We start from the raw sequence: 12,613 nt of genomic DNA on the forward strand, positions 1-12,613 counted from the left end.
TTATACTTCCTCTCCAAAATATTGCATTAACGAGTGAACATCTTTATCGCCTCGCCCTGATAAACAAATAAGAATTGTTTCCTCTTTATTCATATTTCTTGCAATTTCGAATGCCTTTGCTAAAGCATGGGCAGATTCAATCGCTGGTATGATTCCTTCTTCCTTCGTCAATAGTGATAAAGCTTCTAACGCCTCACTATCGGTTACACTTTCATATTTAACTCTGCCAGTACTAGCTAAATGAGCATGCTCCGGTCCAATTCCAGGATAATCTAAGCCTGCAGAAATCGAATATGGCTCGAGGATTTGTCCGTTTTCATCCTGCAATAAGTATGTTAATGAGCCATGTATGACACCTAGTGTTCCTTTCGTGATTGTTGCCGCATGTAAATCGGTGTCTACACCTTTACCTGCTGCCTCAACCCCAACTAACTTAACATCATCATTTAAAAATGGATAAAACATGCCAATTGCATTACTTCCCCCGCCCACGCAGGCAACCACTGTAGTTGGTAATGATTCCTCCATTTTCAAAAATTGTTCCTTCGCCTCGTCGCCAATAATTCGTTGAAAATCACGGACCATTTTGGGATAAGGATGTGGGCCGACGACCGAACCAATTAAATAAAAGTGATCAACACAATGCTGCACCCAATAACGAATTGCTTCATTTGTAGCATCCTTTAATGTTCCGTTTCCGCTATAAACTGGAACAACCTCTGCTCCTAATAGCTTCATACGAAAAACATTGAGTCCTTGCCTCTTTATATCTTCCTCACCCATGAAAACTTTGCACTCTAGACCAAACTTTGCAGCAACTGTTGCAGCGGCAACACCATGCTGGCCTGCACCAGTTTCAGCAATAATTTTTGTTTTCCCCATTCTTTTCGCTAGTAGCGCCTGACCAACTGCATTGTTTAACTTATGAGCACCGGTGTGGTTTAGATCTTCACGTTTTAAATAAATTTTTGCCCCACCAAACTTTTTCGTCAAATTATCTGCAAATGTTAATGCTGTTGGACGTCCGGAATATTCCCTTAAAATCTGTTTATATTCCTCCATAAATATTTTATCATTCATTGCTTCTGCTAATGCCGATTCAAGCTCTTCAAGTGGAGCCATTAATGTTTCAGGGACAAATTTGCCCCCAAATTCTCCAAATCTACCATTTTCATCAGGAAAAACTTTCATCATTTTGCCTTCAACCTTTCTAGTAAAACTGTGATTTTATTTTTGTCTTTATGCCCTTCTGTTTCAATTCCACTTGCTAAATCAACTCCATCCGGACAATAGGCAACGACTTTCTCTACATTATCAGCTGTTATTCCACCAGCAATCAAACATGGAACTCCCTGCCTTTTCCCTTCTTCAACATATTGAGGAATAGCTTTCCAGTCAAAGCACTGGCCCGTCCCGCCCCATTCACCTTTTACTTTTGAATCAATCACATATCCATCAACTACTCCACGAAATTCTCTCATTGTAGCTAGGCCTGTCACCTGTTCGTGATGAATAGCTTTCCAAACAGTCAATCTAGTAATCTCTTTTATTTTCTGAATGTATTGTGGTGTCTCATTGCCATGAAATTGGAGAACTTGCAAAGGGACATATTTCAGCACGTCCAAAATTTCCTCTTCTTTCGGATTTACAAAAACTCCGACAATTTGCTGATAATGATGTTTTTCAAGCTGACTTAGCCAATTGCCACACTCCACCGGCTCAACTGTGCGTTTGCTTTCTGCAGCAAACACGATACCGATATAACGTACCCCACTTAAGAACGAATACTTTAAATCTTCAAGAGAATGATTACCACATAGCTTTACATCGATCATTATTGTTTAACTCCAAATAATTGTTGTATACCAGTCAGCGGCGTTTCCGCCCTCATTAAAGATTCGCCAACAAGAACTGCAGCTGCTCCCGCTTTGGCTACTCTTATAATATCTTCATAAGTAAATATCCCGCTTTCACTAACGAACAAGCTCTCTTTTGGAATATATGTCGAAATGGATTCTGTTTGGGCAATCGTCGTTTCAAACGTAGCAAGATTGCGGTTATTCACCCCAATAATTTTCGGGGTGAAAATTTTTAAAATTTGCTCTAAAATTTGATTTGAATGAACCTCAACTAGGCATTCAAGCCCAAGCTCATACGCCTGTTCATATAACTCAAAAAGTTTCGTAGCTTCCATCGCTTCACCAATTAATAGGATTGCATCTGCCCCAATCCGTTTACTTTCAAAAATTTGGATTGGATCAATAATAAAGTCCTTACGTAAAACCGGAATTGAAACTTCATTTTTTATTGCCGTTAAATAATCACGATGACCCTGAAAATAAACAGTATCTGTTAAAACGGAGATTGCATCTGCTCCACCATTCTGATAGTCTTTAGCAATCGAAATCGGATCAAAATCCTCTCTAATTACCCCTTTAGAGGGAGAGGCCTTCTTTACTTCTGCAATCAAGGCCACTTCTTTCCCTTTTTGTTTTAAGGCTTTATATAAAGAATACTGGCTGAATCGTCTCTCCGTTGGTAGCTCGAGCAGCGCAATTTCTTCTTTTTTTGTTTTTAGAATTTTATTAAGCATAATTTTGTTTCTCCTCTATGTGCTGAGATGTGTTACGAAGACGATTTAATTGTTGTAATGCAAGCCCTTGATCAATTGCAGCTTTTGCCATCTTAACACCGTCTTTAATAGATTTAGCCTTTTCTGCAGCATAAAGACCAACACCAGCGTTCAATAATACGATATTTGTTGCCCCCTTATTTCCCCTACCTGAAAGGACATCCTCTAGTACTCTAGCACTCTCAGAAACGCTTGAAACACGGATTTCATCCATTGTACCGCGTTCTAGTCCGAATTGTTCCGGTGTAATTACTGTTCTTGTGATCTTTCCATCATTTAACTCGACTATGTCACTTTCAGTTGTAATCGTACACTCGTCTAATCCATCACGTCCGGTTACGAGAAGCACCCGCTTAGAGCCTAATCGATGTAAAGCCTGAGCCATTTTGTCGGCAAATGTTGTATCATACACGCCAATCAATTGATATTTACAATTAGCTGGATTGGCAATCGGGCCTAAAATATTAAAAATTGTGCGAAAGCCAATATCCTTTCGAGGAGTAGCAGCATAGCGCATTGCAGCATGGTACAATGGAGCAAATAAAAAGCTCATTCCGTTTTCATTCATTGATTCTTTTGCTTCCTCAGGTGTTGCTTGAATATTAATTCCTAAATATTCGAGAACATCTGCACTTCCACTTGTAGAAGAAACCGCACGATTTCCATGTTTTGCTACCTTTACGCCAAGTGATGATAAAATGATCGTACTTGTAGTTGAAATATTAAAAGTTGAGGCACCATCACCACCGGTTCCACATGTATCAATGACAGATTCATCCTCATATTCAACATGTGTCATATGGGCTCGCATCGACTTCGAAAAACCGACTAATTCATCGACAGTTTCGCCTCTAAAACGCAATAACGAAATCAAACTAGCAATTTGCCCTTGTGAAGCTTTTCCAGTCATGATTTCATCCATTACGGATTGTGCTTCTTGTTCCGTTAACAATTCTCCATTAACACATTTATTTAAAATATTTTTAAACATACTGTTTTTCCCCCCGATAAAACATTTTTTCAGCAATCTGAATGGTTTTAATTAATGCACTTGCTTTATTAAGAGTTTCTTTGTATTCAAGCTCCGGGATTGAATCAGCTACTACACCAGCACCAGCTTGCACGTAGGCTTTACGATCTTTAAGAACAATTGTCCGGATTGCGATACAAGAATCGATATTTCCATCAAACCCAAGGTATGCAACTGTACCAGCATAAAGATTTCGAGCAGTTGGCTCAAGCTCTTGTAAAATTTGCATTGCCCGGATTTTCGGGGCACCTGAAACAGTTCCAGCTGGGAAGGCAGAAAATAAGGCATCAATTGGGTCAATCCCTTCCTTTAACACACCAGTAACTTTTGAGATTAGGTGCATCACATGCGAGAACTTCCCTAATTCCATTAAAACTGGTGTATTTACCGAACCGTACTTGGCAACACGACCAATATCATTTCTTGCTAAATCAACGAGCATATAATGCTCAGCACGTTCCTTTTGATCGGCAAACAGCTCCGCCGCTAAAGCCTCATCCTCCTCTTTAGACCGACCTCTTCTTCTTGTTCCAGCAATAGGATGAATTTCTAGGTGACCATTTTCAATTTGTATTAATCTTTCTGGTGAACTTCCAATTAACTCACAATCATCTAATTTCACATAAAACAAATATGGTGAAGGATTTATCATTCTTAAGACACGATATAATTCAAAGCCTTGAATATTTATCGGTATTTCAAATCGTTGTGATAACACAGCCTGAAATATATCCCCACTTTTTATATATTCTTTAATTGTATTCACATCTTTTAAGAAATTTTCTTTGACATAATTTGAGGTAACATTGCTAAAATCAGCCTCAATTGTCGGATCAATGATTTGCAAAAATTCCCTATTTACTTGCGAATTAAAAATTTGATCGAAAATTACATTAATTTTTTTCAAACAATTATCGTACAATTGTTGTTGTTCCTTCGTAGTTTCATTACCATTTAAACGAACAAGTTGAATAATGGTTAATTCCTTTTGGTCATGGTCAAAAGCTACCATTGTCTCACAAAACATAAACGAAAAACGTTTAAGCTTTAAATCATTATGGTTGTGTTCAGGAACCTTTTCGAATGTTGAAACAGAATCATAGCCCATTATTCCAACTGCACCACCCCAAAAAGGCAATGATAGGTCTGGCTTTTTGATCTGTAGCATTTCCAACGAACGTTGAAACGCCCCACGAAAAGTATTCGTAATCGAAACTGTTTGTTTCATTTGATTTTTGATAAAAAATACGCCATCCTTTTCTTCAACATATAAAAATGGTGTTAATCCGATAAAAGAATAACGTGACCAAGGTGAAGCTTCATCCTTACTTTCAAGCAAAAAACAAGCTTCCTCCTTCAAGCTTTGAAAAATTTGAATGGGCGTAATTGTATCAACAAAATACCGTTTAACAATTGGAATTGTAAGATGCTGTTTTGCATCTTCTAAAAATGTGGAACAATCATAAGTATTCAAAAAATCACCTCTCCATTTTTGTAATAAAGGTGGTTATCGTGACAATACCACCACCTTTTTAGTGAAAAGGGAACGGGTAATCCCGTAACGCCTTTTTATGGAGAATGAGGAGAATATTGAGGAATAAAAAATAAAACCCTAAGAACCAGCCTTCTTACTTAAATAGGCATGCATTCTTAGGGTAGATGTTTAATTATAAATGTATATTCCTTTCTCAACTCAACTATGCTACTCTCTCATTCTACCCTAGACAAAACTACTCCTAGCTTTGTCATCTAAGCTCTTCTCTAAACTAATTTCTAAAACTTATTAGCTATCATATTATAGTTTTCCTTTTATTGTCAACCTTTATTTTTTAAATCAGGTCTTAACACCTCAGCCCCATGTAAATAAACATGTTGAACTTGATCCTGCGCTAAACTCGTTTCAACCGTCATCATGATTCGGATGCATTTTGCCAACGAGTTTGGTACAGGGATTTCTCTCATACACATAACTGGTACATAAGCCCATCCCGTTATCAATCGTAATGCTTTTGCGGGAAATGTCGCATCTAAATCCTCTGTTACTGAAATGAGCACTTGGGCTACATCCTCTGGTCTAACATTATTTTTATTTATCATTTCAGCAATAAGTTCTTTTGTTGTGTCTACCATTTCCTCCGCGTTATTATGTTTGACAGTAGTTGCCCCTCTTACCCCACGAATCAATAACTACACCCCCTGTAGTTCTTTTTCTAAACAGTTTAATATAAATTGATCTTGAAGCTTTACTAGTTCAACCTTACCAATATCTTTCATTAACACCATTTGAATCGAACCTGCATGTGCCTTTTTATCCTTTTTCATTAATTGAATTAGGGCATCTTTATCAAGATTTTTCGGGATCTCAGGAAAATGGTATTGTTTGAACCATTTTCTAAAGCTTTCAAGGTCAAAATCCTTTTGATAATATTCTTCACTTAGACGAATTGCAAATAACATCCCAATTGCAACCGCATCCCCATGTGTAATCGTACCATATCCTAGGTTGGCCTCAAGCGCGTGCGCAAGTGTATGCCCAAAATTTAAAAAGGCACGAATACCATTTTCTTTTTCATCTTTTCCAACAACCTGAGCCTTAACAGAAATTCCTTTTGCTAATGCATATTGAAGTTTTTCGGAACGAAGATCAGCAAGAGAGGGAACTTCGTGAAGGAGCCAATTATAAAATTCTTTATCCCAGATTAATGCATGCTTAATTACTTCAGCAAAACCTGACCGCCATTGGTCCTCCGGCAGCGTCAATAACATTTCGATATCATATATAACAGCCTCTGGCTGATAAAAAGCACCGATCATATTTTTCCCTAGTGGATGGTTAATCGCAACCTTTCCACCAACAGAAGAGTCATGGGCCAACAATGTTGTTGGCATTTGAATAAATGGAATCCCTCTCATATAGGTAGCGGCAACAAATCCGGCTAAATCCCCAACAACACCACCACCCAGGGCAATAAGGACCGATTTACGGTCCAATTCGCATTCAAGTGCAAATGTAAGGCAATCATAGAAAACTTGAAATGATTTTGATTCTTCGCCGCTTGGAATGACATAGGAATAAACTCTTTCATATTGTGACAAAGATTTTTTTATGTCATTTAAAAATAAAGGTTCCACATTGGTATCCGTTATAATAAAAACAGACGAAAAATTTCGGTTCAGTTCATTCATTAATGATTGAATGTTAAAGCGAATTCCACTTCCAATATATAAAGGATATGTCTTTGAAGAAGTTGAAATCGTCAAAATTTCCATTTTAATAATTCCTCGCTCTTTCATTCCATTTTTTTATATTTTCTTTGATTAAATCAATCCGGTCCTTTCCAAATTGATCTACGATCGCTGTGGCTATCTCCCATGCTACAACCGCTTCAGCAACAACACTAGCTGCAGGAACAGCACAGCTATCAGAACGCTCGATACTTGCGGCAAAAGGTTCCTTCGTATCGATATCCACACTTTGCAATGGCTTATATAAAGTCGGAATTGGCTTCATTACTCCGCGAACAACAATAGGCATGCCATTTGTCATTCCGCCTTCAAAGCCACCATAATTGTTTGACTTTCTTGTAAAGCCATTAGCTTCGCTCCAAATAATCTCATCATGAACTTGACTACCAGGTCTTCTAGCAGCTTCAAAACCTATTCCAAATTCAACACCTTTGAAGGCATTAATACTAATAATTGCAGCAGCAATTTTTGCATCGAGCTTATGATCATAATGAACATAGCTTCCTACCCCGGCAGGTAAACCATCAACGATTACTTCAACAACGCCTCCTATCGAATCGCCTTCATCTTTTGCTTTATCAATAGCAGCCATCATTTTTTTCGCAGCCTCTTCATCTAAACAACGTACAGTCGATTGCTCAGTCCGTTCCTTTAAATCGTTTAAATCTTTAAATTGAACATTTTCGGCTTTAATACCACCTATTTCTAATACATGGCCCGCAACGGTAATTCCTAATTCAGAAAGAAGCTTTTTCGCTACAGCTCCAACGGCAACTCGTGTCGTCGTTTCTCTTGCAGAAGAGCGCTCCAGCACATTTCTCATATCTCGATGCCCATATTTAATTGCACCAACAAGATCTGCATGTCCTGGTCGTGGACGTGTAATTTTCCGCTTCACTTCCTCTTCTTCAGTTTCTGTTATTGGCTCTATGCCCATGATATTAGTCCAGTGCTTCCAATCGTCATTTTTCACTACTAGAGTAACAGGTGAGCCTAATGTTTTTCCGTGGCGAACACCACTAAGAATCTCAACTTGATCCTTCTCAATTAACATCCGTCCACCTCTCCCATGACCTTTTTGTCGTCGGGAAAGCTCACTATTTATATCTTCTGCAGTCAATTCTAAGTACGATGGTAACCCCTCTATAATTGCTGTCAATTGTGGGCCATGTGACTCGCCAGCCGTTACGTACCTCATTATCCTTCACCTCTTTAAAGCTTTTAAGTTTTAATATATCATAATGTATTGTATTTGTCGCCAATATATTTTTAAAAAAGGCTTCATCATTTTGTTGATGGAGCCTAAATAACCGTTATTTTGCTTTTCGATAAAAGAACGTATCCTCTGTTTCAAAGCCATATGCTGGAGGATTAAAAATTTGCTCAGTGCTACCAACAAAAAATATTCCACCAGGTCGTAGAGCAGCACTAAATTTTTTGTATAATAATTCCTTTGCATCTTCTGTAAAATAAATCAATACATTCCGGCAAACGATCAAGTCAAAATTACTATCAAATGAGTCCGCTAATAAGTTATGTTTTTTAAATGTAACGGTACGCTTTATTTCATCGTTTACCTTATAAAAAATTCCATCTTTTGTAAAATATTTCTTTTTTATATCATCCGGTACTTCCTGCAACGAGCGCTCTGGGTATATGCCTTTTTTGGCACGCTCCATAACTGTCTCATCGAGGTCAGTAGCCAAAACCTGAATTTGCGAAAGAGGCATGAACTTTGTAAGTATCATCGCAATTGTATAAGGCTCTTCACCTGTTGAGCAGGCAGCACTCCATACCTTCAAACGTTTGTTCTTCTCAAGCAGCTTAGGAATAATCTTTTTCTCTAGTACTTCCCATCGTTTACCATTCCGATAAAATTCAGACACATTAATCGTCATTCGATCTAAAAATTCATCAAACAAAGCACGGTCGGTCGACATTGCATTAAAAAATTCCTGAAAGCTTTTATATCCTTTTTTTTCATACAAAGACGTTAATCGTCTCTTCATTTGTGCTTCTTTATAACAGGCTAAATCAATGCCAGTTTTTTTAAGTACCTTGGTAATAAATTCTTGATAATCATTCATCATCTTTACGAACCCACTTCCTTTTCAACGCTACTAAACTATTATTAATCTCGACTTACCACTGCAAATTTCTACATATTTCTTTTATCATATCAGATGATATTTTATAGTTCTACTAAAAAATAACAACCAGCCAATATGACTGGTTGTTTCGAAATTTAATATTCACACAACGCACAGGACGTGCTAGTATTGGCGTTACGACTAAGTGTCGCGATGTTAGCAAATGCTTTTCTGTCGGGGCTACCCTAGGAGCTTCCGCTTTTCTATTTGTCTAGCTTCAGCTCCTAGCCCCTCGGATAAAATTTCTTCCCACATCGAAGTCAAAATCGGACTTCTTTTGTGGGAAGAGCATTTTTCTGTCGGGGCTACCCTAGGAGCTTCCGCTTTTCTATTTGTCTAGCTTCAGCTCCTAGCCCCTCGGATAAAATTTCTTCCCACATCGAAGTCAAAATCGGACTTCTTTTGTGGGAAGAGCATTTTTCTGTCGGGGCTACCCTAGGAGCTTCCGCTTTTCTAGTATACCCATTCGTCTACTTGTTTTGAGTAATCGCTAACTTCATTGCTATTAAACCAAAGGTTAATTTCACGCTCTGCACTTTCAGGTGAATCGGAACCATGGATTACGTTTTTACCCATTGTTAATCCGAAATCTCCGCGAATTGTTCCTGGCAATGCATCAGCCGGATTTGTTTTGCCCATCATTTGACGAGCTGTTGCAATTACGTTTTCACCTTCCCACACCATAGCAAAAACCGGACTTGAAGTGATAAAGTCCACTAATTCGCCAAAAAATGGGCGTTCTTTATGTTCAGCATAATGCTCTTCAGCTAATGCATTTGATACTGTCATTAATTTTGCACCTACAAGCTTGAATCCTTTGTTTTCAAAGCGAGATACAATTTCTCCAACAAGGTTGCGTTGTACACCATCTGGCTTAATCATAATAAATGTTCTTTCCACAAAAACCTCTCCAATCTATATGTATTAATAGTTTATATATGAAAACCATTACAAATTTTATCAAACTTTAGTAATGATGGCAATTTCTAAAATTTACGACGTCCAATATATTTTGCAATATTATATAATGCTGATTTTTCTTTACAATTAGGAAGGTCTTTTAACATCTTTAACGCTTTATATAAGTATCGATCACTTATTTCCTTAGAATATTCAATACCACCTGAGCTTTTGACTAGCGAAATGATGTGACTAGCTTTTTCAGTATCGTGAATATCAAAGTTTGTAATAATCTCATTACGTATTGTTTGATCACGCAAAGCATAAATAACAGGTAATGTTATGTTTCCTTGCAATAAATCACTACCCGCAGGCTTACCAAGCTCCTTTTCTGAACCTGTAAAATCTAAAATATCGTCGGTTATTTGAAAAGCCATTCCAACAAAATATCCATATTTGTACAGTTTCCTTTGAACATCGACAGGAGCCTCGGACGCGACAGCACCAAGTTCGCAGCTAATCGCAATTAATAATGCCGTTTTCCTTTTTATCCGACGGAAGTAGGTTCGTAAGTTTTGCTCCCAGTTAAATTTATCCTTTATTTGCTCAATTTCTCCTAAACAAAGTTCAACCATTGTTTTCGATAAAAGCATATGAGCTTCAGGTTTATTTATTTTTGTCATCAGTTCAACAGCTCTTGCAAATATATAATCACCGGTATACATCGCAATTCGATTGTCCCATTTTGCTTTGATTGTCTCTGCGCCTCTTCTTAATTCAGCATTATCGATTACATCATCGTGTACGAGTGAAGCTGTATGAATTAATTCAAGAGCAACAGCAACGTTTTTTATGACATCAATATTATAATTTCCAAATTTCCCCGATAGCAAAACAAATACTGGTCGAATTCGTTTTCCACCAGCCTGTAATAAATGCATTGAGGCTTCCTTGAGAACAGGGTGCTCGGACTGTATTGTTTCTTTTAAAGCTTGCTCAATGATATTTAAATCATGATTGATAAATGTATATAGCTTTTTTAATTTCATTCATTTCACCTTGAATTTTAAGCTTATTTAATAGCAGGTTTAATGCCGAGATGCATTGCCGCAACACCGCCAGTATATGCTTTGATTTGTACATTTTCAAGACCAGCTTTGTAAAACATATTTGCCAATTCTTTTTGTCCAGGAAAGTCTTTGGCAGATTCCTGTAACCATGAATATTCATCATAGCTTTTTGCAAATAATTTACCAAATAACGGCATAATATGACCGAAATAAAAATAATAAATCTGTCTAAACACTGGCAAAGTTGGCTGTGAAGTTTCCAAACAAACAACCTTTCCACCTGGCTTTACAACCCGAGTCATTTCCTTTAACACCTGCATATAATCTGGAACATTTCGTAATCCAAATCCGATAGTGACGTAATCAAAGGTATTATCCTCAAACGGAAGCTCCATAGCATTTCCATGGATAAGCTCTATATTTTTTAATTCTATGCCTTCGACTTTTTGTTGACCAATCTTCAGCATATTTTGGCTAAAATCTAGACCAACAACCTTTCCAGTTGCTCCAACCGCACTCGCTAATGCAATTGTCCAGTCTGCAGTTCCACAACATACATCCAAAGCTTGAGACCCTGGTTGAACGTTCATCCGTTGCATCGTATCTTTTCGCCATGCTTTATGACGTTGAAAACTAATTACCGAATTCATGACATCATACTTTTCAGATATTCTTTCAAAAACATTATGGACACGTTCTTCCTTTGAATACCCCACGCTTCACCCTTCTTTCACAGCTTTTTCCTTTGTGAGATCTAATTCATCGAAAAAAGCTCTTACTTTTTCATATAGAAAATCATAAAGAACTGAATTCCTTTGCAAAATTTTTTCAACATAACGGATGGAATGTTCTATCTGTGCATCAATTATGTGTAAAGTCTGCTTCGGATCACCTAACAATGATCCAACTTTTCTTTCAAGAATAGAACGAATTCCATCATGAACAATTGAAAACCCATTTACTTTGTATGTCCTTTTTTCTTGATTAAGTCTATTAATTAACAACAATTCTCTCGAAAGCTTTTGTAGTTCTGGACATTGTACATATTCTGCTATTTTTTGAATTAAGAGTGAATCGATAGAAGCTACATCATTCATTAGCTCATCTAAGTCATTTGGTTCCTTTTGGTATAGGGCAATTTTGTGTTCGTTAATTTCTTTGATTGCATTAGACAATACTCTAATCATCGGAATATCATCAATTAATGACAATAAATAATAATAGAGACCACTATAATAGTCCCCAGCTAATACCATTAATTGACGATTTTTCATCCGTTCATCATCATCTTCTAAATGCTGTATCGTAACCTGCTCATGCGTATCTAAAGCAACTTGAACTAACATCGTCGAAAGTATATATTGCTTTAATTTTTCAGGACACAAATTAGATTGTTTTAAGATAACATATAGTAATATCAATTTTTGCTCATCTATTATCGGGACATTAATAAACTTCATTAAATAAGGATGTTTGACCCGCCCGTCTATGTCCGCTTTTATTTGTTTAATCTCTGCATAGATGTCATTCACGTTCATCACCCTTGTCTTCTAAAAATGAGAAGAACAACTCTTTGGCTATATAC

The 12,613-nt window shown here is 37.3% G+C and carries 13 protein-coding genes; all 13 read right to left on the reverse strand.

What is annotated here, in order from left to right:
• The gene (trpB, locus tag D612_RS0111245) at positions 1-1,191 is read right to left on the reverse strand and encodes a tryptophan synthase subunit beta (protein ID WP_026092470.1); all 1,191 of its coding nucleotides are present in this window, start codon (positions 1,189-1,191) and stop codon (positions 1-3) included.
• Positions 1,191-1,835 carry a phosphoribosylanthranilate isomerase gene (locus D612_RS0111250; protein ID WP_017755576.1) on the reverse strand — a complete coding sequence of 215 codons (645 nt, stop codon included), beginning with the start codon at positions 1,833-1,835 and terminating at the stop codon, positions 1,191-1,193. The genes trpB and D612_RS0111250 overlap by 1 nt, the downstream gene beginning before the upstream one ends.
• Positions 1,835-2,593, reverse strand: a complete 759-nt coding sequence (gene trpC / locus D612_RS0111255; RefSeq protein WP_017755577.1) for an indole-3-glycerol phosphate synthase TrpC — start codon at positions 2,591-2,593, stop codon at positions 1,835-1,837. Before trpC ends, D612_RS0111250 begins: the two co-directional genes overlap by 1 nt.
• Positions 2,586-3,623 carry an anthranilate phosphoribosyltransferase gene (trpD, locus tag D612_RS0111260; protein WP_017755578.1) on the reverse strand — a complete coding sequence of 346 codons (1,038 nt, stop codon included), beginning with the start codon at positions 3,621-3,623 and terminating at the stop codon, positions 2,586-2,588. The genes trpC and trpD overlap by 8 nt, the downstream gene beginning before the upstream one ends.
• A complete protein-coding gene (trpE, locus tag D612_RS0111265; protein ID WP_017755579.1) occupies positions 3,616-5,136 on the reverse strand; it encodes an anthranilate synthase component I in 1,521 nt (506 codons plus the stop codon). Before trpE ends, trpD begins: the two co-directional genes overlap by 8 nt.
• Positions 5,137-5,477: 341 nt before the next feature.
• On the reverse strand, positions 5,478-5,846 hold the full coding sequence (gene aroH, locus D612_RS0111270) for a chorismate mutase (RefSeq protein WP_017755580.1): 369 nt from the start codon (positions 5,844-5,846) through the stop codon (positions 5,478-5,480).
• Positions 5,847-5,849: 3 nt separating this feature from the next.
• Positions 5,850-6,932 (reverse strand): 3-dehydroquinate synthase, encoded by a 1,083-nt coding sequence (gene aroB, locus D612_RS0111275; RefSeq protein WP_017755581.1) that lies wholly within the window; start codon positions 6,930-6,932, stop codon positions 5,850-5,852.
• 1 nt (position 6,933) lies between these two features.
• The gene (gene aroC / locus D612_RS0111280; protein WP_017755582.1) at positions 6,934-8,106 is read right to left on the reverse strand and encodes a chorismate synthase; all 1,173 of its coding nucleotides are present in this window, start codon (positions 8,104-8,106) and stop codon (positions 6,934-6,936) included.
• 115 nt (positions 8,107-8,221) lie between these two features.
• On the reverse strand, positions 8,222-8,995 hold the full coding sequence (locus D612_RS0111285; RefSeq protein WP_026092471.1) for a CheR family methyltransferase: 774 nt from the start codon (positions 8,993-8,995) through the stop codon (positions 8,222-8,224).
• A 516-nt stretch (positions 8,996-9,511) separates the two neighbouring features.
• On the reverse strand, positions 9,512-9,958 hold the full coding sequence (gene ndk, locus D612_RS0111290; protein WP_017755584.1) for a nucleoside-diphosphate kinase: 447 nt from the start codon (positions 9,956-9,958) through the stop codon (positions 9,512-9,514).
• 86 nt (positions 9,959-10,044) lie between these two features.
• Positions 10,045-11,007 (reverse strand): heptaprenyl diphosphate synthase component II, encoded by a 963-nt coding sequence (hepT, locus tag D612_RS0111295; RefSeq protein ID WP_017755585.1) that lies wholly within the window; start codon positions 11,005-11,007, stop codon positions 10,045-10,047.
• A 23-nt stretch (positions 11,008-11,030) separates the two neighbouring features.
• Positions 11,031-11,744: a demethylmenaquinone methyltransferase gene (locus tag D612_RS0111300; protein ID WP_017755586.1), complete on the reverse strand. Its 714-nt coding sequence runs from the start codon at positions 11,742-11,744 to the stop codon at positions 11,031-11,033.
• Positions 11,745-11,747: 3 nt separating this feature from the next.
• Positions 11,748-12,560, reverse strand: coding sequence for a heptaprenyl diphosphate synthase component 1 (locus tag D612_RS0111305; RefSeq protein WP_017755587.1), 813 nt, complete (start codon positions 12,558-12,560; stop codon positions 11,748-11,750).
• Positions 12,561-12,613 lie beyond the last annotated feature (53 nt).

This window comes from Calidifontibacillus oryziterrae, assembly GCF_000331575.1.
Lineage (GTDB): Bacteria > Bacillota > Bacilli > Bacillales > Bacillaceae_J > Calidifontibacillus_A > Calidifontibacillus_A oryziterrae.

Bases quoted from the DNA above. Each gene is read 5' to 3' on its own strand.
- aroC (WP_017755582.1), bottom strand. From the start codon at position 8,106: ATGAGGTACGTAACGGCTGGCGAGTCACATGGCCCACAATTGACAGCA.
- trpC (WP_017755577.1), bottom strand. From the start codon at position 2,593: ATGCTTAATAAAATTCTAAAAACAAAAAAAGAAGAAATTGCGCTGCTC.
- trpB (WP_026092470.1), bottom strand. From the start codon at position 1,191: ATGAAAGTTTTTCCTGATGAAAATGGTAGATTTGGAGAATTTGGGGGC.
- trpD (WP_017755578.1), bottom strand. From the start codon at position 3,623: ATGTTTAAAAATATTTTAAATAAATGTGTTAATGGAGAATTGTTAACG.
- hepT (WP_017755585.1), bottom strand. From the start codon at position 11,007: ATGAAATTAAAAAAGCTATATACATTTATCAATCATGATTTAAATATC.
- D612_RS0111285 (WP_026092471.1), bottom strand. From the start codon at position 8,995: ATGAATGATTATCAAGAATTTATTACCAAGGTACTTAAAAAAACTGGC.
- D612_RS0111250 (WP_017755576.1), bottom strand. From the start codon at position 1,835: ATGATCGATGTAAAGCTATGTGGTAATCATTCTCTTGAAGATTTAAAG.
- aroB (WP_017755581.1), bottom strand. From the start codon at position 6,932: ATGGAAATTTTGACGATTTCAACTTCTTCAAAGACATATCCTTTATAT.